The 21,558-nt window shown below is 50.1% G+C and carries 22 protein-coding genes and 1 riboswitch; of the genes, 18 read left to right on the top strand and 4 right to left on the bottom strand.

The window, feature by feature from the left end; all coding sequences use genetic code 11:
• The first annotated feature begins 12 nt into the window (after positions 1-12).
• The 11 genes from A3842_RS24575 to A3842_RS24525 all read left to right on the top strand — a co-directional run bounded on the left by A3842_RS24575 (position 13) and on the right by A3842_RS24525 (position 12,292).
• Positions 13-2,133 (top strand): peptidoglycan D,D-transpeptidase FtsI family protein, encoded by a 2,121-nt coding sequence (locus A3842_RS24575; protein WP_074103047.1) that lies wholly within the window; start codon positions 13-15, stop codon positions 2,131-2,133.
• A 103-nt stretch (positions 2,134-2,236) separates the two neighbouring features.
• The gene (locus A3842_RS24570) at positions 2,237-2,977 is read left to right on the top strand and encodes a Cof-type HAD-IIB family hydrolase (RefSeq protein ID WP_074083825.1); all 741 of its coding nucleotides are present in this window, start codon (positions 2,237-2,239) and stop codon (positions 2,975-2,977) included.
• A gap of 25 nt (positions 2,978-3,002) precedes the next feature.
• Entirely contained in the window at positions 3,003-3,488 is a 486-nt protein-coding gene (locus A3842_RS24565) for a DUF456 domain-containing protein (protein WP_074083826.1), read from the top strand.
• A 27-nt stretch (positions 3,489-3,515) separates the two neighbouring features.
• Positions 3,516-5,144: a putative polysaccharide biosynthesis protein gene (locus A3842_RS24560; protein ID WP_074103046.1), complete on the top strand. Its 1,629-nt coding sequence runs from the start codon at positions 3,516-3,518 to the stop codon at positions 5,142-5,144.
• 117 nt (positions 5,145-5,261) lie between these two features.
• The gene (locus A3842_RS24555) at positions 5,262-5,606 is read left to right on the top strand and encodes a thioredoxin family protein (RefSeq protein ID WP_074083828.1); all 345 of its coding nucleotides are present in this window, start codon (positions 5,262-5,264) and stop codon (positions 5,604-5,606) included.
• A gap of 221 nt (positions 5,607-5,827) precedes the next feature.
• Positions 5,828-6,754 (top strand): COX15/CtaA family protein, encoded by a 927-nt coding sequence (locus A3842_RS24550; protein ID WP_143186359.1) that lies wholly within the window; start codon positions 5,828-5,830, stop codon positions 6,752-6,754.
• A gap of 55 nt (positions 6,755-6,809) precedes the next feature.
• The gene (locus A3842_RS24545) at positions 6,810-8,579 is read left to right on the top strand and encodes a UbiD family decarboxylase (protein WP_074103044.1); all 1,770 of its coding nucleotides are present in this window, start codon (positions 6,810-6,812) and stop codon (positions 8,577-8,579) included.
• Positions 8,580-8,591: 12 nt separating this feature from the next.
• Entirely contained in the window at positions 8,592-9,353 is a 762-nt protein-coding gene (locus A3842_RS24540) for a Cthe_2314 family HEPN domain-containing protein (RefSeq protein WP_074103043.1), read from the top strand.
• A 75-nt stretch (positions 9,354-9,428) separates the two neighbouring features.
• A riboswitch (SAM riboswitch) is annotated at positions 9,429-9,571 on the top strand.
• A 98-nt stretch (positions 9,572-9,669) separates the two neighbouring features.
• Complete coding sequence (locus tag A3842_RS24535) at positions 9,670-10,686, top strand: methionine ABC transporter ATP-binding protein (RefSeq protein WP_074103042.1); 1,017 nt, start codon at positions 9,670-9,672, stop codon at positions 10,684-10,686.
• On the top strand, positions 10,686-11,354 hold the full coding sequence (locus A3842_RS24530; protein WP_074083833.1) for a methionine ABC transporter permease: 669 nt from the start codon (positions 10,686-10,688) through the stop codon (positions 11,352-11,354). Before A3842_RS24535 ends, A3842_RS24530 begins: the two co-directional genes overlap by 1 nt.
• Before the next feature lie 59 nt (positions 11,355-11,413).
• The gene (locus A3842_RS24525; protein WP_074083834.1) at positions 11,414-12,292 is read left to right on the top strand and encodes a MetQ/NlpA family ABC transporter substrate-binding protein; all 879 of its coding nucleotides are present in this window, start codon (positions 11,414-11,416) and stop codon (positions 12,290-12,292) included.
• A gap of 217 nt (positions 12,293-12,509) precedes the next feature.
• Here A3842_RS24525 and A3842_RS24520 read toward each other — a convergent pair whose 3' ends face one another.
• Positions 12,510-12,758: a NifU family protein gene (locus A3842_RS24520; RefSeq protein WP_074083835.1), complete on the bottom strand. Its 249-nt coding sequence runs from the start codon at positions 12,756-12,758 to the stop codon at positions 12,510-12,512.
• An 82-nt stretch (positions 12,759-12,840) separates the two neighbouring features.
• Here A3842_RS24520 and A3842_RS24515 point away from each other — a divergent pair, with 82 nt between their 5' ends.
• Positions 12,841-13,095: a YuzB family protein gene (locus A3842_RS24515; RefSeq protein ID WP_074083836.1), complete on the top strand. Its 255-nt coding sequence runs from the start codon at positions 12,841-12,843 to the stop codon at positions 13,093-13,095.
• Between the two features lie 11 nt (positions 13,096-13,106).
• Here A3842_RS24515 and A3842_RS24510 read toward each other — a convergent pair whose 3' ends face one another.
• Together A3842_RS24510 and mqnE are read right to left on the bottom strand one after the other, a co-directional pair.
• A complete protein-coding gene (locus A3842_RS24510; protein WP_074083837.1) occupies positions 13,107-14,168 on the bottom strand; it encodes an NAD(P)/FAD-dependent oxidoreductase in 1,062 nt (353 codons plus the stop codon).
• A 71-nt stretch (positions 14,169-14,239) separates the two neighbouring features.
• Positions 14,240-15,346: an aminofutalosine synthase MqnE gene (mqnE, locus tag A3842_RS24505; protein ID WP_074083838.1), complete on the bottom strand. Its 1,107-nt coding sequence runs from the start codon at positions 15,344-15,346 to the stop codon at positions 14,240-14,242.
• Between the two features lie 339 nt (positions 15,347-15,685).
• Between mqnE and A3842_RS24495 the strand changes: the two genes are divergently transcribed.
• The 4 genes from A3842_RS24495 to A3842_RS24480 all read left to right on the top strand — a co-directional run bounded on the left by A3842_RS24495 (position 15,686) and on the right by A3842_RS24480 (position 18,002).
• Positions 15,686-16,045, top strand: a complete 360-nt coding sequence (locus tag A3842_RS24495) for a HesB/IscA family protein (RefSeq protein WP_074103040.1) — start codon at positions 15,686-15,688, stop codon at positions 16,043-16,045.
• 569 nt (positions 16,046-16,614) lie between these two features.
• Positions 16,615-17,043: a GNAT family N-acetyltransferase gene (locus A3842_RS24490; protein WP_074103039.1), complete on the top strand. Its 429-nt coding sequence runs from the start codon at positions 16,615-16,617 to the stop codon at positions 17,041-17,043.
• Between the two features lie 45 nt (positions 17,044-17,088).
• Positions 17,089-17,514, top strand: a complete 426-nt coding sequence (locus tag A3842_RS24485; protein WP_074103038.1) for a DUF6933 domain-containing protein — start codon at positions 17,089-17,091, stop codon at positions 17,512-17,514.
• A gap of 221 nt (positions 17,515-17,735) precedes the next feature.
• Entirely contained in the window at positions 17,736-18,002 is a 267-nt protein-coding gene (locus A3842_RS24480; protein ID WP_074103037.1) for a hypothetical protein, read from the top strand.
• A 349-nt stretch (positions 18,003-18,351) separates the two neighbouring features.
• Here the strand turns inward: A3842_RS24480 and A3842_RS24475 are convergent, their stop codons facing one another.
• Positions 18,352-19,215, bottom strand: coding sequence for a helix-turn-helix transcriptional regulator (locus tag A3842_RS24475; protein WP_074083844.1), 864 nt, complete (start codon positions 19,213-19,215; stop codon positions 18,352-18,354).
• 163 nt (positions 19,216-19,378) lie between these two features.
• On the opposite strand from A3842_RS24475, the gene A3842_RS24470 reads away from it, so the two are divergent.
• A complete protein-coding gene (locus A3842_RS24470; protein WP_074103036.1) occupies positions 19,379-20,665 on the top strand; it encodes a Gfo/Idh/MocA family oxidoreductase in 1,287 nt (428 codons plus the stop codon).
• 235 nt (positions 20,666-20,900) lie between these two features.
• Positions 20,901-21,539, top strand: a complete 639-nt coding sequence (locus A3842_RS32690; RefSeq protein WP_074103035.1) for a hypothetical protein — start codon at positions 20,901-20,903, stop codon at positions 21,537-21,539.
• The last annotated feature ends 19 nt before the right edge of the window (positions 21,540-21,558 follow it).

Here is a 21,558-nt window from a genome sequence, read left to right as displayed (position 1 = left end):
GAGTGAAAAACTGTGAGTGTTTTCCGTAAGCAGGCCTCTCCCCAAGACGAGAAGGACAGCAAGAGCTCGCTTGGCCTGCGGCTCAACGTGTTTTTCTTCAGCACGTTTATTATTTTCTGTGTCATTATTATCCGTCTTGCCGTTGTTCAATTCGTGGAAGGCCCTACCTTAACGGAGGTAGAGACCAGCCGTGATACCAAAAATGTGCCGCTCGCAGCCATAAGGGGATCGATCCGTGCCTCCGGTGGGGAGGAAATTGCGTATTCCACGTCTGTCCAGTCGCTTTATATCACGCTAACGAAAGAGTATACAGCGAAAACTACGGACAAGGAAACAAAGATTACTTCGTTCACCCCGGAGGCCCGGGCGAATGCCTATGCGCTGGCTAACAAGCTGGTGGAGTCTTTTAATAAGTATGGCGACCCTAAAGGGGAGAAGCTGACGGTTAACGATGTCATCAATTCCCTTGATCTCAATTTCAAGAAATATTCCGGCTTCATGGCACGGCGGATTAAGGCAGGCCTTACCTCTGAGGAGGTAGCTTATTTCATGGAGCATAAAGCGGAATTTCCGGGACTCGAAGTAGTCGAAGAAAGCAACCGCCACTATGATAAGGATAAAGTCGCAGTGCAGACTGTCGGCTATATCAAGCCTTTCAAGTCTTCAAGCAGCCTGGATATATACAAAAATATTCAAAACGCGATGAAACTGTTGGATGCTGATCCGGGTCTGACCTACAAGGATGATGAGTTTGTCGGATTCGATGGTCTGGAGCTGCAGTATCAAAGAGAGCTACGCGGGAAGAACGGCTACCAGGTGATCTCGGTCAATCCGCAGAACATGGCTGAAAAGGTCGAAAAGGTCGTTCCGCCAGTGAAAGGGAATGACCTGTGGACGACCATTAACAAGAATATTCAGCTGAAGACGCAAAAGGCCATTACCGAGCAGATCAGCTGGCTGCATTCCCATGCTGTGCAGGGCAAAACGCATCCTAACGCCATTACCGGCTATGCGGTAGCCATGGAAGTGGATACAGGTAATATTGTCGCCATGGCCAGCATGCCGGACTATGATACCAATGTATGGACTTCGGGATCATTGCCTACCGATGTCTGGAACCGCATCATCGATAATTATCAGAACGGAACCATCAATCCGATTTCTTCGGGTGTTTCAGGTAATGGACTCCGCTCGGTACTGCTGATGGGTTCAACAATTAAGCCGCTGAGCGTACTCATAGGCCTGAATGAAGGGCTTTTCAGTACCAGCTCTATCTACACCGATACAGGCAGTACCTCTTTCGGTAAGGAAGGGCATGAAACCAAGGTTAGAAACGCTTCCGGCCATGTATATGGTCCCATGGACCCGGCTAAAGCGATTACGAAATCCTCTAACGTATTCATGGTCGATATGGTCGGCAAGAAATTGTACGACAAGTATAAGGGCAAGGGCATTGAGGTTTGGGACAAATATATGAAGGAATTTGGCCTCGGCGTATCCACACAAAGCGGCCTTCCCAGAGAGTTTCTGGGGCAAATTAACTATTCGGATACCAAAGCGGCGGGAAGTGCCCAAGCGGCACTGGTCTATGCGTCCTTCGGACAGCAGGGAAGCTACACTACACTGCAGCTTGCGCAGTATGCTTCCACCCTTGCTAATGAAGGCATCCGGATCAAACCGCAGCTGGTCAGCAAAATTACGGATTCAAACGGCAAGGTTGTCAAGACCTTTGGCCGAGAGGAGCTGGATAAAGTCACCACGTTTGACGATTCCTTTTGGAGAGAAATCAAAAAAGGGATGAGCAGTGAGGTGACTGCATTTAATGATTTCCCGTATGACTTTGCCCGCAAGACAGGGACATCCCAGCAGCAGGCCAAAGGAGAACTGCGCGATAACGGCGTCTTTATTGCCTTTGCTCCGCGGGATAAGCCCAAGCTGGCTGTAGCTGTAGTCATTCCTGAAGGCGGATTTGGCTCCAACAGCGCCGCGCCGGTCGCCCGCAAAATTTTCGATGCTTATGATTGGGAATATGGACTTGACGGCGTGCCTAAGAAAAGCTTGAAAACTCAAGATACGACGGCCGGTGGTGTTCCGAATACGTCAGGCGAAAATACTCCGGCAACAAACAACTGATACTATGGACTGAACGACAGAATGTAACGACGTCGGAATGGCTAGATCCAAAAATATACAGCTCTCTGACACCAGAGAGCATACAAGAATGGAGGGGTGGCAAATGATTGCCAAATACCGCCTGCTGGCATTGGATATGGATGGAACCCTGCTGAATGATGAACAACAGATTACCCCAAAAACGGTGGAATGGATTAAAAAAGCAATGGATGCAGGCGTTCATGTCTGCTTGTCCACCGGACGCTCGTCACGGAGCGCAATGCCTTACGCAGAGCAGCTTGGGCTTGAAACTCCGATGATTATGGTGAACGGCAGTGAAGTGTGGCGTGCGCCTCATGAGCTGTACCGCCGTTCCCTGATGGACATGATGCTGGTCAAAAGAATGCATGAAATCGCTGAAGAATACGGAATCTGGTTCTGGGCGTATTCGGTGGATGAGGTCTACAACCGCGACAATTGGGATGGAGATATTGAAGGCCGGGAATGGCTCAAGTTCGGTTATTCTACGGAAGACGACGAGATCCGCCATAAGCTGCTGATGCAGCTTCAGGATTTGGGCGGCCTCGAAATTACGAATTCCACCCCACACAATCTGGAGATTAATCCGCTTGGTGTGAACAAGGCTTCCGGTATTCGGGAGGTCTGCAAGCTGCTGGGTATAGAGATGTCCCAGGTGGTCGCGGTAGGAGATAGTCTAAACGATCTGGCCGCCATTCAGCAGTCCGGCTTTGGTGTAGCGATGGGCAACGCGCAGGAAGTAGTGAAACAGGAGGCGGACGCCGTAGTCGCCACGAATAACAACGATGGGATTGCAGAAGTGATTGAGAAGTATATCTTGATTTGAATTAAAATTTTTAGGAGTTGAAGGAATGGCGATTCTGGGATGGGTTTTGATTATTGCTTTATTCGCCGTAGGCCTGGCCGGAGCGGTGTATCCGATATTGCCGGGCGCGCTGGCGATTTATCTGGCCTTTTTCGTATATGGCTGGTTCTTTTCCTTCGACCCGTTTGGTGCGGGATTCTGGATTATTCAGACGCTGATCGTGGTTGTGCTGTTTGTAGCGGATTATGTGGTCGGGGCCTGGGGTGTCAAAAAATTCGGCGGCTCTCGCGCCTCGGTCATCGGCAGCACGATTGGCCTCATCCTGGGTCCTATCCTCCTTTCACCGTTTGGCCTGCTGATCGGTCCGTTTGTCGGCGCATTTGCCGGTGAACTGATTGCCGGTTCAAATCCGGGCAAGGCCGTGAAAGTCAGCTTCGGTTCATTGCTTGGCCTGTTCAGCAGCACAGTAGTCAAAATTGTGCTTCAAATTGCCATGGTCGTCCTCTTCTTTATCTGGATTGGCCGGTATTAATTTTAACAGCGAAGAAGGCGAAACAGTTTGTCCACCAAGAAAGAGTCATTTGTCAAAGGCACGCTTATTCTGGCCGCGGCTGCGCTCGTGGCCCGCGTGCTGGGTCTGGCCCAGCGGGTGCCGCTGGAGCATTTATTCAATGATATCGGGAATGCATCATTCGTACAGGCGAACAATGTGTATCTGATGCTTCTGCCGCTGGCAACAGCCGGCATTCCAAGTACGCTGAGCAAAATGGTGTCTGAGCGTTATGCGCTGAACCGTCCGCATGAGGCGCAGCAGGTATACCGTGCAGCGCTTATTTTTGCCGCAGTTGTCGGTGTGCTGATGAGTACAGTCCTGTACATAGCGGCTCCATATTATGCGGAGTCGGTAAAGGTTCCCGAGAGTACGCTCGCCATCCGGGCGATTGCACCGGCGCTGCTGCTCTTTCCGATGATTGCGATGATGCGCGGTTATTTCCAGGGGCGCAATAATATGATGGCCGGGGGCATCTCGCAGATTATTGAGCAGATTGCCCGGGTATCGACGGCGATTCTGCTTGCGTTTATTCTGCTGCGTCAGGGCTACAGCAATACATGGATGGCAGCGGGCGCTTCTTTCGGCAGTGTGCTTGGCAGCATCGGGGCGTTTGGCGTGATGCTGTATTATGCAAGGAAGCTCCGCCACAGCGAGGAGCAAAAGGCTTTGTATGATTCTAGTGAAGCCCGGATTCCGCTGCTGAAGATTTACAAGGACATTTTCACGCTGTCTATACCGATTGTGCTCTCTTCCGTTACAGTTCCGGTCGTGAACTTTATGGATACCTCGCTCATGATTCCGCTGCTTAGAGGGCAAATCGGCTTGAAGGAGGCTACTCAGGCAGTGGGGTACTATGGAAACCGTGCACAGAGTGTAGCCGGAATTCCGCCGGTACTGTCGATTGCGCTTAGCACCTCGCTGATTCCGATTATCTCTGCCGCCTATGCAAGGCGCGACGAAGTGTATCTGAAGCGGCAGGTGACGCTGGCGCTGCGGATTTCAATTCTGACAGGGACACCGATTGTCCTCTCGCTCGTGGTAGCTGCATATTCTGTGAATGGACTGCTGTTTAGCAGCTTAGACGGTAGCGGCATTGTGGCGATGCTGACACTGGGGACGATTTTCCAGATTACCATGATGACGACCAACTCCATTCTACTCGGTATGGGGAAAGCACGGATTTCTATGTACTATGTGCTGACTGGCCTGCTCGTTAAGCTTGGCTCGAACTTTATCCTCAGCCGCTTTTTCGGCATTTACGGCATTATTGCAGCAACGGCTCTGTGCTTCATTGTGATTACGCAGCTTAACCTGAGAATGCTCAAGTCCATCGTTCCTTTCGAGATCCTTGGCAGACGCTGGGGCGGGTTCGCGGTTGCTGTGTTGGCCTCAGGCGGGATCGGTTACGGACTGAATGAAGCAGGTCTAATTCTTACCCATATGATGCCTGCCCGGGTGGCTTTCTTGATTACCTGTCTTGTTGTAGGTGTAACTGTAGTTGTCATCTATCTGGTACTGCTTATTGTTCTGGGGGTGCTGAGCCGTCAGGAAATCGCCGGTTATCCGCGGCCACTGCAGAAGGTGTTGGGTCCGCTCATGAAGCTGCAGCCTGAACGTATCCGTTCCGAACAATAATTCTATGATAATTGTCTTATTCTGTCTTTTTTATTTGACTTATTCCGTACAATTTGCTTCACTTAAAGAACATATAACAGGCGCTTACTCTTAACTTAAGAAGGGACTGTTCAGTTCATGGATAAAATTACTTCCCCTGCGGAATTTCAGGTGTCGATTCAATCGCCCCGTCTGACCGTAGCTATCTTCAAGGCCGATTGGTGCTCGGACTGCAAGTTCATTGACCCGTTCATGCCTGAGGTGGAACAGAAATACACGGATCGTCTCACGCTGGTTGAAGTGGATGTTGACGCTGTAGGCGATGTCAGCCAAGAACAAAACATTCTTGGGATCCCCAGCTTTGTTGCATATACGGATGGACGCGAGCTAGTGAGGTTTGTCAACAAGCTGCGTAAGTCCCGTGAAGAGATTGAGAGCTTTCTGGACAGGGCGCTTGAAGTTTATCTGACTATACACAAGTAATAACGATGCACCGCTTTCGCCCTACCCGAGCAAAAGCGGTGTTTTTTCTAAAAATATAAGGATTTATAGGTTTCACGCTATAAATCATCCTTCTATTTCTCGCTGAAACGGATTCCGTCCCTTAAAAGGACGGCGAAGCCTTTTCCACTTGATTAAATCGCTACATAGCTGTTCAACAGGCACTTATCCCAATCATTCCTAGAAAATTGCGGGTGATCTCATTGACGATGAATCAATTGAAATGGCTCAGCTACATCACTTGTCTAATCATGTTTTTGGCGCTTCTCGGTGGTGCAGTAGTTACCAAAACCGGTTCGGGACTGGAATGCGGCAATGAATGGCCACTCTGTCACGGAAAGCTGATTCCTGCCTATACGCTAGGTTCTCTAATCGAATACACCCATCGTTTATTTAGCGGGCTGGCTGGCCTGATGTCCCTTGTCTCGATGCTGGCCTTTTGGCGTTATGCGCGTAAACGGAGAGATCTGATGGTGTACGCTCTGCTGACGCTTTTATTTGTGGTGGTGCAGGGAGGAATGGGAGCGCTTGCGGTGATTAAATCGCAGTCGGCTGCGGTGATGGCACTGCATATGGGCTTCTCCCTGATCGCTTTTGCCAGCTCGCTGATGCTTGCGCTCGGGTCGAAAAGGCGGCATGCGCTGGGGGATAATCCGCCTCTTCCGGGACCGCGTGTCAGCAAAGGCTTCCGCAACTTAACATGGGCGGCTGCGTTATATTCTTATATAGTGGTTTATATTGGGGCCTATGTCAGCCATACGGATTCCCAGGGAGGCTGCTCCGGGTGGCCGCTCTGTAACGGGGAATGGATACCGGAGCTGTCTGGCGGTGTGGGCATTGTGTTCACGCATAGGGTTGCAGCGGCATTGCTGTTTCTCCTGATCGCTTGCCTGGGACATTTAGCCTTCTGGAAACATAAAGCTCTGCCTGAGCTGAGGGCACTTGGTAGTGCTGCTGTTGTTCTGTGTCTGCTTCAGGTATTCAGCGGTGCTGCTGTTGTTCATACCCTATATAATGAACGGCTGTACATTTTTGCCGCACTGGCGCATATCCTCCTGATTGCCGGACTCTTCGGTGTTCTGTGCTACATGAGTGTGCGCGTATGGCAGCTGGAAAGAGCGAATAAATAGTCTACGCTCATCAAACTTTTGCGAGATAACGCCCTGTTTGAGGAGGAACGATATAGTGGGATACGGAAATTTGCGTCAATGGATTGAACAGCTCCGCCGGGATAAGGATATTGCCGTGATTGATGCTCCGGTGGATCCTTATTTGGAGCTTGCAGAGATACATCGGCGTGTCGTAGAAGAGGAAGGGCCGGCTTTGCTCTTTACGAATGTAACCGGAACACCGTTTCCGGTGGCAACCAATCTCTTCGGGACGGTCCGCCGGGCCAATCAGGCCTTCGGAACGCGTCCGGAGCAGCTGATGAAGACGATGGTGAGTGCAGCCGAAACACTGCTGCCGCCAACAGCGTCCGGGATATGGAAGGAAAAACGGCTGCTCCTGGACCTGCTTAAGGTGGGAACCCGGAATGTACCGCAGGGAGAAGCCCCGGTACTTGGCGTCTGCCGCAGTACGGATCCGCTTAAGGAGCTGCCCCGCATCACCAGCTGGCAGGAGGAGGGAGGACCATCGATCCTTCTGCCCATTGTCTATACAGAGAGCATTACTCAGCCGAATGACCATAACCTTGGGATATACCGGATTCAAATGTATGATGACAGCAAGGTGGGAGTGCATTGGCAAAAGCATAAAGGAGGCAGCTTCCATCACCGGGAGGCGGAACTGCTCGGAGAGACCCTTCCGGTATCCGTCTTTTTAGGCGGGCCTCCGGCATTGATTGCCGCAGCAGCGGCTCCAGTACAGGAACGGATACCGGAGCTGATGCTAGCCTCTCTGGTGCTGGGCCGAAAGCTGCAGATGGTCAAGGACCCGATGGGCGGGCACCGGATTCCCGCTGAAGCGGAATTTGCCATTCGCGGACTGGTCACGCCCCAAGAGCGTCATACGGACGGACCATTCGGTAATCACTATGGTTATTACTCCAAACCCCGCGATTTCCCGGTCATGCACGTTCAGCGGATTTGGCACCGGAAGGATGCCATCTATCCGGCAACTATCGTCGGCAAACCACACCAGGAAGATTACTACCTCAGGGAGTACATACAGCGGCTGCTGGCTCCGGTGTATCCGCTGCTAATGCCGTCCGTCAAAGCACTGTGGGAGTACTCGGAATGCGGTCCGCATTCCCTGGTGTCTGCTGTCGTGAGAGAGAGCTACCCTAACGAAGCGATGGTATCAGCCTACCGGATTCTGGGGGAAGGCCAGCTGTCCTTAACCAAATTCCTGCTGCTGACTGATGAGCCGGTCGAGCTGACCGATTTCCCGAGACTGCTGGAGAACGTACTGGAGCGCTTCAATCCCGCCTCGGATCTTATGGTATACAGCAATGTCTCCCAGCATGAGCAAGGGCATCCGGTGAATCCATTGAACAATAGCAGCAAGGCTATAATGGTAGGAGTGGGAAGTCCAGTACGTGAGCTTCCTTATGCATACACAGAAGGACTAATTCCGGGTGTCTCACAGGCAATTCCTTACTGCCGGGGATGTTTAGCCGTTTCCGGTGCATCCTATGAAGAAGATCCTGAACTTGCGTCCCGGCTAGTCGCTGTTCTGCGAGCCCAGGAAACGGCCTGGCCGCTCGTGATAGTGGTGGATAACGCCGCAGATACAGTACGGACTCAAACCTCTTTTCTGTGGACGGTGTTCACAAGGTTCGATCCGGCCAGTGATATATACGCCGAATGTGAGATCAAACGCCATCATATCGGCTATAAGCTGCCCCTTGTGATCGATGCCAGAATGAAACGGGAGTATCCGGAGGAGCTGATTCCGCGCGAGGATATTGTTCAGCGGGTTGACCGCAACTGGAAAAGCTATTTCCCACACTGAGGAGGTTACAGGATGCTGCGGATATTACTCGGAGAGCCGCCCCGTGAGAACAGCGGTGTGCTGGCTGAAGCGATGGACAATATGGCCAGGCTCGCATCCATGCTGCGCAAGGACATGAACCTGCATGAAGACCGTAACCACGAATACCGCAAGCTTGAAATCTGGACGCGCGGTCTAATCTCTTCACTGGACGAGCTGGAGCAAAGCTGGTTCGCGGCTGCCTTTTTCCGCAAATCCGTTGTAGCGGGTTACATGGATGATATGTCCCCTATGGAGCAGGGTGAATATGCGAGATATGTTTATTTTTATAAAGATGGCTTCATTCGTGTGTTTTCACTGCTCGACAAGCTGGGTACGGTGCTCAACAGTCTGTACGATCTGAACACCAGCAAGGTCAAAGCCCATTTCTCCTATTTTACAGTGCTTCGCCAGTTTCATTTACTTAAGCAGCATACAGAACTGGCTAATGAACTGGAGGGAATTAAGCATTCCTACCGGGAGCCGCTGGAGAATCTGCGCAAGCGCCGTAACGCCGAGATCCATTACATGAATGCTGAAATGCAGGATGATCTGTGGCAGCGGCATCAGGGACTTCATGACAGAATTCATTTGGAGGATCTGGATAGCCATCTTGAGGATTTGAAGCAGAGCCTTGAAATGGCATGTAAGACCTTGGCAGCAGCATTCAGATACAGCAATGAGCAGTGGCATAAGAGCAAAATCGCCGCCAATCTAAAGCCCGGGCCTTCTTCCTCAGTAAAAAGTTCCCTTTGACAAAAAAACTTAAACTTACTATACTTGAGCTTACATTAGCAGCTTACATGTTGCGGGAACTAATTTCATAATAAACTCTTATCGAGAGCGGCGGAGGGATAGGCCCGATGAAGCCCGGCAACCGATTTGTAGGCGAAGCGATACTCGTCGCTCTCTTCAAATGTCATGGTGCTAATTCCTACAATGCCGCGTGGTTTGCGGTCGTTGGCAGATGAGAAGGCATGGTTAGTACAATCACAGGGCCTCTTTCGATCTGCAAATGATCGTAAGAGGTCTTTTTGGTTTTCATATGGGTTACTTGGGGAGGACAAATGGTTTGATAGAGCTGAAAGGTTTGACCAAGGTATACGGAAAAGGCAGCAAAGCTGCAACGGCGCTCTCCGGACTGAACCTGTCGATTCAAAAAGGGGAGATTTTTGGAGTCATCGGCCACTCGGGTGCCGGTAAAAGTACATTGATCCGCTGCATCAACCTGCTGGAGCGCCCGACGGAAGGCGAAGTATGGGTGGACGGAGTGGAATTGACCTCACTCAGTCAAGGACAGCTTCAGGAACGGCGCCGCAAGATCGGTATGATCTTTCAGCATTTTAATCTGCTGTCTTCCGCGACGGTGTACGATAACATTGCATTTCCGCTGCGGCTGTCGGGAACACCCAAGGCACAGATTGAACAGAAGGTTCTGGGTCTGCTGTCGCTCGTAGGTCTTGAAGAGCACAGCCGTAAATACCCGGCCCAGCTATCGGGAGGGCAAAAGCAGCGGGTTGGCGTCGCGAGGGCCCTAGCCAGTGACCCCGATGTGCTGCTATGCGATGAAGCTACCTCGGCACTGGACCCGCAGACGACCGATTCAATCCTGCGGCTGCTGCTGGACATCAACCGGAAGTTTCATCTGACCATCGTGCTGATTACCCATGAAATGCATGTCATTCAGAGTATTTGCGACCGGGTTGCAGTGATACATGGCGGGGGAATAGTCGAGCAAGGCGAGGTAGCCACGGTATTCCTGAAGCCGCAGCATGAAGTGACGAAGGATTTTATCCGCAGTGAACACCAGCATGAAGGTCCGCTTCGTGTAGCGCTGGATGCAGTACATGGACAGTACAGTACATCCGTCAAAATCACATTCCTTGGACAAAAGACCTATGAATCCACGCTCTCCCATGTGGTCCGGAGAACGGGTGTGGACTTTGCCATTCTTCAGGGAACGATATCAACGATCAAGGATGTACCATACGGCCAGCTCCTGGTTCGCTTTGAAGGCAGCTTGGAAGCGGTTGAGGCAACTCTTGCCGAACTGACAGCGCAAGGTCTTGATGTGGAGGTGTTCGGCTAATGGGGAATTTGAATTTTAACGAAATTAACTGGGAAGAAATGCTGGATGCGGGCATAGCTACACTACGAATGTTGGCTTATTCCGGAATTTTCACAATTATTCTTGGTTTACCACTCGGAATTGTGTTATATTTATGGGGAAGATCAAATAACTATATTATCAGGTTGGTTTACTCGGTATTATCTTTCGTGGTGAATATCCTGCGTTCCGTGCCTTTCATTATCCTGATGGTCGCCTTGATTCCTTTGAGCAAAAGCATCATGGGAACTTCAATCGGTGTTCTGGGAACCATTCCGGCGCTGGTAATCGGTGCTGCTCCGTTTTTCGCCCGGCTGGTGGAAACGGCTCTACGCGAGGTGGACCGGGGCGTGATCGAAGCGGCGCAAGGGATGGGGGCTACTACCGGACAAATCGTCTGGCGCGTGCTTTTGCCGGAAGCCCGTCCAGGTCTGCTAGCCGGAGTGACCATTACCATTGTTACATTAGTTTCATACACAGCGATGTCGGGGATGATCGGCGGCGGAGGTCTGGGTGACCTGGCTATCCGATACGGCTATTACCGCTATGAGAAGGAAGTCATGATAATCTCGGTAGCGCTAATGGTGATTCTCGTGCAGCTGCTGCAAATGGCCGGTGACCGGCTGGTTCAACATTTTACCCGGAAATAAGGTACTTCCATATACAAGCCTTATTCATACACACATACACAATAGAGGGGGATTTACAGATGAAAAAAGTACTGCTCACATTCTTCAGCTTGACCTTGGTTTTGGTGCTGGCAGCCTGCGGCAACAACAATAATACCAACAATGCAGCGAACTCTGCGGCTACGAAGGCCCCGGCTGCGAATGCATCCACAGAGCCGTCAACCGAGCCGTCTGCTGAACCGGTAACGCTGGTGATTGGCGCATCCCCGAAACCGCATGCGGAAATTCTAAAGGCAATTGCCCCGCTTCTTGAAAAGCAAGGCATCAAACTGGAAATCAAAGAATTCACGGACTATATCCTGCCCAATACACAGCTGGCCGAGAAAGAACTGGACGCCAACTTCTTCCAGCACAAGCCTTACCTGGATGACCAGAACCAAAAGAACGGCACGGATCTGGTATCCGTTACGGCAGTTCACGTTGAACCCTTTGGTGCCTACTCCAAAAAAATCAAATCGATCGATGAGCTGGCTGACGGCGCAAAAGTAGCGATTCCGAACGATGCCACCAACGGTGGACGCGCCTTGATCCTGATGGCCAAAAATGGCCTGATCACTTTGAAGGACGATACCAATATCGCTTCCACCACAGCAGATATCACCGAGAACAAAAAGAACCTGAAAATCGTGGAATTGGAAGCCGCTATGCTTCCCCGCCAGCTGGATGAAGTAGATCTGGCCCTGATCAACACCAACTATGCGCTGGAGGCAGGCCTTGTTCCAACCAAAGACGCATTGTTTATCGAAGGAGCAGATTCTCCGTATGCCAACCTGCTGGTAGCCCGTCCTGACAACAAGGACTCTGATGCCATTCAGAAGCTGGCTGCAGCACTGACTTCTCCGGAAGCCAAAGCCTTTATTGAAAAGGAATACCAAGGTTCGATCATCCCTGCGTTCTAAGAGGGATTCATAACTGAAGAGGTGAAATTCAGACCAGAGATTGCAGGGTAGCCATAAGTGGCTGTTCGGGCAGCCTCTGGTCTTTACTAATAGCTCTGCTACTCCGGTACCTGTACCTGTCCGATGCCCTAAAAGTTGATACGCCATGTGAAATCCACTATAATAAAAAAAATCCCGGCCTTCTCCATCGGAAGGCCGGGATCGTTATGATACGGGATTAGAATACTTGAATAACTTCTTCCACGCCGTCTACTTCTTCAAGGAGGGCGCGTTCGATCCCGGCTTTAAGCGTGATCGTGGAGCTTGGGCAACTGCCGCAGGCACCCATAAGTTTCAACTTCACAATGCCGTCTTCGACATCGATCAGTTCGACGTCACCGCCATCGCGCTGCAGGAACGGACGAAGTTTATCGAGCACTTCCAGTACTTCATCATACATGGTGGCGCTTTGTACATTCTCACTCATTTCTCAATCACTCCTTTCGTATGCTTATTATAGTACAAAAAGTTAAAAAATAAAATGGTTCACACAGAATAAGGAGAACATCATGAGACCACTTATTGAATTTTGTGCCAGCAATATCGGTCATGGCACAGAACCGCTGAAGCGCAAGCTGGAACTAAATCCCGAATATGATGTCATCGAATATGGCTGTCTGAACAATTGCGGGCAATGCTATCTGCAGCCCTTTGCCATGCTTGACGGTGAAATTATTGAAGCAGAAACTCCTGAAGCGCTTGAAGAAGCCATTGAGGCAGCCATTAAGGAACAGGAAGCCTGGGACAATCTTGAAATTGACTAGTCCCGGTTTTTTTAGCCGAAATGCCGCTTGGACATCCAGAGCACACCGCTTTTCAGCAGGCGGGGAACCCGTCCTATCACAGAACGGCGGCCCATCAGGCCAAAGCCGGCATTTTTGCCCAGAGAGCCAAGGGTGCCCTTCAGCTTGATTTTGTGCAGCTTCGGTGTTTCATCGCGCCATAGTGCTTGAATAATCTGTGCCACCTGTTCACCTTGCGCTCCTGCCGCCTGTGCGCTGGGTGCAAAGGGAAGACTTGCACAGTCCCCAATCACATAAACCTCCGGATAATCAGCCACATTATAATACTGACCCACAACAATCCGTCCGCCCCGGTCCTTCGGCAGCTCTAGCTCCTGGACGACCTGCACCGGCTGGATGCCTGCGGTCCATACGGTTACATCTCCGGGAATGGCCTGGGTGCCATTGAAGATGGCATCCTTTTCAACGTGGGATACAGAAATTTGGCCCAGGGTCTCCACGTGATGCTCACTGAACCATTCCTCCACATACTGCGACAGCTTCGCGGGAAAGGAGGACAGCACGCGTTCTCCCCGGTCCAGAATGGCGATGTTCAGATCCGGACGGCTCTCCCGCAGCTCTGCAGCAATCTCCACTCCGCTAAGTCCGCCACCTACAATGTTAACGGTTCCGTATGGTTTCACGTCATTCAGACGGCGGTAGGTTTCACGTGTCCCGGAGAAGCTCTGGATGCTGCAAGTATGCTGTTCTGCTCCTGGAATATGATGATAATTATCCGTACAGCCGAGTGCAATGGCCAAAATGTCGTAAGACAACGGTTCCCCTGTCTTCAGAAATACCACACGGCTCCCCAGATCAATGGAGCCCACTTCTCCGTAACGAACCGTAAGACGGGGGTGAACCGGGAACTGGATGCGCAGATGGTAATCCGTGACGGTGCCCGCAGCCAGTGCGTAGTATTCCGTCTTGATTCCCTGATAAGGCATCCGGTCAATCAAAACAATTTCCACATCATGGGGGAGATGGTTGTCGAGTAATTCTTGAATAAGGGCAAGGCCGCCGTAGCCGCCGCCCAAGACGAGTACTGTTCTCATGACATCTTCCTTTCGAATATGGCTCAAGTAATGGCCATTGCAGCTGTTATCGGATGAATTCCGGCTTGCAGTTATTCGTATACCTTAATCTCGTTGTAGAAGGTATCCCGTTCTACCGGAATCTTACCGGCGCCCTTCACCAGCCAGATCAGCTCTTCGCGGGTCAGTCCCTCTGGAGTTAAGGCCCCAGCCGCGTGGCTAATCCGTTCCTTCAGAATCGTGCCATGCACGTCAGATGCGCCGAAGCTCAGGGCAACCTGGGTTAGCTGTGCCCCGATATTGATGAAATAAGCCTTAATATGGTCGAAATTGTCCAGCATTAGACGGCTGATCGCAATCGTTTTGAGGTCCTCGTAGGCCGAGTTACGGCGCATGATTCCGGCGTTCTTATTCTTGGGCTGCATCGACAGGGGAATGAATACCATGAAGCCGTTCGTTTCATCCTGAAGATCCCGGATTTGCAGCATATGCCGCACGCGGTCCTCATGAGACTCGATCGATCCATACAGCATCGTGGTATGGGTCTTCATGCCGAGCTGGTGTGCCGTCCGGTGAACCTCCAGGTATTCCTCTACATTGGCTTTGTTGACCCGCATTTTTTTGCGGTATTGGTCAGAGAGAATTTCTGCTCCACCGCCTGTAAGCGACTGAAGTCCGGCTGCACGCAGTTCCTCCAGCACCTCACGGATACTGAGTCCGCTGATTCGGGTGAAGAAATCGATCTCCGCCGCTGTGTAGGCCTTCAGAGTCACCTGCGGGAACGCTTCATTCAAGGCCTTAAGCGAATCCACATAATATTGAAAAGGTACCTTATCATTATGGCCGCCGACAATATGGAACTCACGCACCCCGGGGTGGATATGCTGTTCGACATATTGCACCATTTCCTGGCCGGAAAGGGTATAAGCGCCTTCTTCACCGTCATCCTTGCGGAAATTGCAGAATGCGCAGTGTGCTTCGCAGACATTGGTGAAATATAGGCTCATGTTTTCGATAAAATATACCTTGTTGCCGTTCTTGCGCTGATTGACTTCATTTGCCAACTGGCCGATGGTGAGTAAATCATTGCTTTCATATAAATAAACGCCATCTTCCAAATTTAATCGTTCTCCGCCGCGAACCTTCTCGATGATGTTCGCCATTTTGGCGTCTGTGTGGGGTGTTATAAGAGTAGACATATGATTCCTCCTGAAGGTTATGGCGAGGCAAATGCATCGCAGAATAATTCCCAAAACAAACTTAGGGAGTGGCCGTCCATTACAAATAGCTGCGATGTCAGCTGCCTGCGTGACAATTTTCCGAATTTTACGCATACCGCTTTACCTATTATAAACCTCTCACAGGGGAGCGGGCAACCGCTGAGAAGAGATGGGATAGGAGGGTGCAGATATAAACGGCAGGATCAGTTTGGACTTGAGGGCAGGGGGATAGTGGAGTATACTTAATTTTATATAAAAAATGACTTTTGGCTGGATCAGCCATCGAATACAGAATATTTATTCAGGAGGTTAGAGACCATGATTACAATCAGTGAATCAGCAGCAGAACAACTCAAGACTATGCTGGCTGAACAGGAAATTCCGAATATGTTCCTTCGGCTTGGTGTTACTGAAGGCGGCTGCAGCGGCTTCTCCTACGCCATGGGCTTCGACGACAACGAGAGCGATCAGGACGTATTCCTGGATGTTCAGGGCATGAAGGTTGTCGTAAGCAAAGACGATATCCGTTACCTGAATGGCCTCGAAATCGACTTCGAGGAATCCGGCATGACCGGCGGCTTCACCATTAATAACCCGAACGCCACCGCCACCTGCGGCTGCGGATCATCGTTCCGTACGAAGGACGATGCCGGCAAGCCTGCGGCTGAGCCTTGCTAAACTGAGGTGGAGCAACGCTACCTGCGGCTGAGCCGTGTTGTGCTGCGGATGAACTGTGTTAGCTGAGGCTGAACTGCGCTGAACTACGACTGAGTCGTCCTAACTGCTGTTGAGCTGGCTTCCATGCAGCATCGGCTGAAGACGATGTTTGACTTTTTGATCCACCGCTCGTAAGCGATGTTTAATGCTGCGGAGTGAGGTACCCAACATGAACGTATGGATGGAGTGGAATTACTCCCACTAATCCGAGACTTTAGGCAGCTGGATCATCATTAGGTGGAATAAGTCCATCTAAAATAGCTCAATTAGACCACATCTGCTGATTTCCTCTGAATGAAGTGGAGAAAATCCCACTAATCACTGCTACACAACAGTTTTCGGCTAATCAAATGGAGAAATTCCACCTAAAGATTAGTGTGTTACTACTTTTATCGCTTCATATACAGTTACGAAGCCTTCAGGTGCATGTACCTGGAGGCTTTTTTGTACCGTCCACAGCAAGCCGGCGGAAGTTCCAGTATTTAGCTGTGCTTGTATACTGAGTGAAAGAGGAGCGTTCTTGAACAGGTATGAATAATCCAATCTTGGTAAGACTGGCAACCCCGGAGGATGCCGAAAGTCTGGCAAGGCTTAACTATGAGTTTAACGGAGTTCTAATGGACATGCATACAATTCAGGAAACACTGGTTTCGTCAAATGAACTGGTCGCGCTGGGCGTAAGCGGAGATACACCGGTAGGTTTTGCATGCGGCCAGTATTTCAAATCCGTATGTTATCGGGAGTTGTATGGAGAAATTACTGAAATGTATGTGAGTGAGAATGCGCGAAGAAGCGGGTGCGCCACATCATTACTTTCTTTTCTGGAAGCGGAACTTCGGGCCCGCGGGGTCAAAGAAATTAAATTAATAACCGGCGCAAACAATGAGGCAGCTATCGCAACCTATACGAAAAATGACTACACAAAACAAGAACATGCCGTGCTGTCCAAAAAATTATGAATACATTAAACAGCTACCCATTAGGACAACGAAGGGAGAACCAACATGATCACCATAGCTTTGACGAAGAAGCTTTTTGAGCTTAGCGCTTTGGTAGAGGAACAGGACAATGAAGAAGAGGCTGAATTCTATAAGTGGCATGCTAATGTGTTCCGGATGGCTAGGAAGAATAACATTAACCAGTTATTCGTCCAGTCTCTGATAGAGAACTTGCGAGCCGATGAGTTCAGTGATTCGAAAATTACGGAGTATGTAAGTAAAGCCGATGCAATCAAGTTCACGAAAACCTATAGTCGAAGTGTGCTGGGTTCTATGACAGACATGGTGAAGATGACAGGATTCTTAATTTCGGATTATCCTCCTCACGCAATGAATATTATAGCGCTTAATCAAAAAAACAATCGGTGTCCTTTGGTTAAACTAAGCAGCTTCCCCGAACGATTGATGAAAGAGGCATTGGGTTTGCACTAATATGAAGGAGGAGGACTCGTATGAGGCCGTTGCATCAGTCATTCTGACTCCTGCTCCCCCTTCTGGGGGTTGTAAGTCCAAGCAAGCTACATAATAATTTTCCAATAAGAGGTAATGAATACTCACTGTCGAATAAGTGATAGATATACGAATGGAATCAATTTGTGTACGGAGTTTGAATGTTGTAAACGCTCACAATAGAGATGCAGGAGGCGCTGACGATGGACGGAAGCAAGTCGTTGATCTATCAAATTCTCAAGACAATTGAAGAGGGCAAAGAACCGGTGCTGGAGAACCTGGAAGGAATAACAATAGGGGGATATCATAGCGCTCTGGAACAGATTAAGGAGAACAATCTGGCCAGCAATATCAGCTTCTCCCTTAGCGGAAAAGGTAAAAAAGCGGTCCGTGTTGCGAACATAAGCGGCTCCAAATTGACCCCTCAGGGTATCAACTATATCCATATCCAGGACAGCCGCAGCTTCTAGCGTTCCATAAGAGGAGTGTTCCTTATGGAAGATAGGCAAAAGCATACTATCCATCCACTCCGGGGGAATCCGGATACAACTGATTTCGTCTATATTGAGCTCCAGAGATATAGCGGAACGGGAAAGTGCCCCCGAAGCATTAGCTCTAGAGGGAACTAGGTGTAGAGAAGGTATCCTATAAGATTGAAACGCAGAAACCGGAATTTCGGCTTCTGCGTTTTTGCATGGGTTGAATAGGAACCTGTTTTAGATCCTTCCAGCTCCCGAAAGCTTCTGGTGAGATTTGCTGATTGTTATACTTGGCGACAGCCGCTGCAATTTCAGCCGCTTGTCCCGGCGCAGCGCCACTCTAGCTGTTGAACAAGCGGTACTCGCGTGGGGATACTCCGCTCAGCTGCTTGAAGACTTTACCGAAATGGGAGAAGTTCCCGAAGCCGCACTGCTCGGAAACGGAGGTGACCGATAATCCGGTTTCCTTTAATAAGCGCTGTGCTTGCCTGACTCTTGTGAGATTGATGTATTCGCTGAATCCGAAGCCGGTAACTTCCTTGAACATTCGGCTAAGATGGCTTTTGCTGATGTAGAAGCGGGACGATAAGTCGTCCAGCTCCAGAGGTTCAGCATAGCTGGCATGAATATGGCGGACTATAGCGGTGATCTTCTGCTGCACCGGTGTAGGCTCGTAGTGAACAGACGGCTCCTGTCTGAGCAATTCTCTGGCCGTGAACAGCAGCAGCTCGGTCGCCGCATGGACCGCGTGGATTTCATAGCCCGGGGGTTCTTCAGTAAGCTCCCCGAGCAGTTTCAGCAGCAGCGCCTCCAGCGGGAGGCGCTGCTGTAGCTTCAGCCTCAGTATAGGATACTCATGGGAGAATACAGACAATAGCAGTTGCTTATGTTCTGCGGAGAATCCGTCGAAGAAGGCAGGATCATAATACAGCAGCATTCTTTCGTAGCCGGGTATGCCGGCGTCGGAGGTTCGATGCACTATATCCGAGCCGATCAGCACGATATCTCCGGGCTGTACGGTGAAACTGCGGTCATGGATGAAGTAATTCCGCTCACCGGAAAAAAGATAATACAGTTCATATTCACGGTGAAAATGGGTTTCCGTCATGGTGTGAAAATCATTCCTGTCGAACTCTATCTGAAGTCCATTCCGGGAAGCTGTAAGGTCAAATCTAATTTGATCCGGCACCTGCCCAATGTCCATACCCAACGCTCCTCATATAGAAAATAACATATGCAGCTATTATAGCAAAATAAGCGGGGTATTAGATAAAAGGAGTAATAATTGCAGAGAAACCATATAAATATTGTGTTACTCTATGGCTGAAAGCCAACAAATAGGATGAACTATAGGAGGCGAAAGAGAATTGGATAAGAAACGTTATGTACAGGTAGGCATTGGGGGCAGGGCACAATTCTTCTATGAAGCCATTGCAAAGGAATACAGGGATTCCGCAGAGCTTACCGCTTTTTGCGATGTGAACCAGACGCGTATGGATTATGCCAATAAGGTTCTCTCGGGAACCTATGAATATCCGCAGGTCCGTACTTACCTGACTGAACAATTTGATGAGATGGTTGAAACCGAGAAGCCGGATATCGTCATTGTTACCAGTGTGGACCGGACACATCACCGATATATTATCCGGGCGCTTGAGCTGGGCTGTGATGTCATTACGGAGAAGCCCATGACCGTCGATGTGGAGAAATGCAAAGAGATATACGATGCTGTGGAGCGAACAGGACATAAGGTGCGGGTTACCTTCAATTACCGTTATGCTCCGCATCACACGAAGGCCCGCGAGCTGATCTCCTCCGGGGTGATCGGGGATGTGCATTCGATCCATTTTGAATGGCTGTTGAATACACAGCATGGTGCGGATTATTTCCGCCGCTGGCACCGGGATAAGCGTAACAGCGGAGGTCTACTTGTCCACAAATCGACTCATCATTTCGATCTGGTCAACTTCTGGATCGGTGCAGAGCCGGAGACGGTATTTGCCTTTGGTGATCTGAGATTCTACGGCCGGGAGAACGCCGAACGGCGCGGCGTAACTTCGTTCTACCAGCGTGGCACCGGCAATCCGGCAGCCTCGGAAGATCCTTTCGCCCTGCATCTGGATCAGAATCCCGTGCTGAAGGAGATGTATCTGGATGCGGAGGCGGATGACGGCTACCAGCGGGATCAAAGCGTATTCGGTGACGGCATCAGCATCGAGGACACAATGGGGGTAATGGTCCGGTACAGCAACAAGGCCATTCTCACCTATTCGCTGAATGCCTATATGCCTTGGGAAGGCTACCGGATCGCTTTTAACGGCTCCAAAGGAAGAATCGAAATGAGCATAGTAGAGAAATCCTATGTCAATGCCGGAGGTGACCGGTCACTGGAAGGTGCCGTGGAGGGCAAGCATATTGTGGTCCATCCCATGTTTGATGCGCCTTATGAGGTCCAAGTGGACGAAGGAGCAGGAGGTCACGGCGGGGGAGATCCGGTGCTGCTGAATGATCTGTTCGGAACCCCGGACGAGGACATCTACCACCGGGCAGCTGACCACCGGGATGGAGCCCGCTCCATCATGACCGGCATCGCTGCCAACCAAGCCATCCGCACCGGGCTTCCAGTCCGGATCAAGGATCTGATCTCAATTTAATTTAATAGGTGCGCAGATCTGGAGGCTTTTTTAAATATAATCCGTATTTTATATGTTGTACGCAATAAGTTGCCTATCCTTATATTTCTCGCTGAACGGCTACCGTCCTAAAAAGGGCGGCGAAGCCGTTTCTGCTTGTCTGGGCTCATCCAGTTTCCAGTTTTTAGCGGGACTGATATACTGAATTGTAGTGTGGATAACGTTCTGAAGGCAGGATAATAACGGAGGAGCTCATATGAAAACCTTATACCGGCCCGTCGGCCTCACGGAAATGAAACTAATACTCGATCTGCACCTCGGCGGCTTTCCTCCCAGATTACCGGAACAACCGATTTTTTATCCTGTTCTTAATAAGCCGTATGCTGATCAAATCGCGAGAGAATGGAACACCAAGGACCTATTTTCCGGCTATGCCGGATTTGTAACTGAATTTGACGTGGCCAGTCCTTATATCGATCAGTATGAAGAACATGTTGTAGGAGCCAGACATCATCTAGAGTTGTGGATACCTGCTGAGGAAATGGACGACTTCAATCATCAAATTGTTGGTCCAATCCGAGTGGTTGATATTTACTACGGTACCGATTATGTGGGTCTGATTCCGGGGGGATCTGTTTTTGAGAACCAAAGCGCAGCCCAGCAGTTGATTACTTGGAAAAATATTTTAGAATGCAATGCTATGGATTTTTACAGTGAGATCAGAGAGCATTGGCAGCATATTTTCACGAGTTATCCCTATTGGAGTCAGAGGGGTTTTACGGGGTACGGATTATCAGAGGCTACAAAAAACGAAGTGCTTGGAACAATGAAAGAATATTGGAATGGGCTTTTTCCGGATATGGTTTTACTTAGCCTAGGCAAGGAGGCATTATGATTCTGATGTTGCGTCTATG

The organism is Paenibacillus sp. P3E (genome assembly GCF_001909045.1).
Classification (GTDB): Bacteria; Bacillota; Bacilli; order Paenibacillales; family Paenibacillaceae; genus Paenibacillus_AQ; species Paenibacillus_AQ helianthi.
This window is presented reverse-complemented; position numbering and strand designations above follow the sequence as displayed.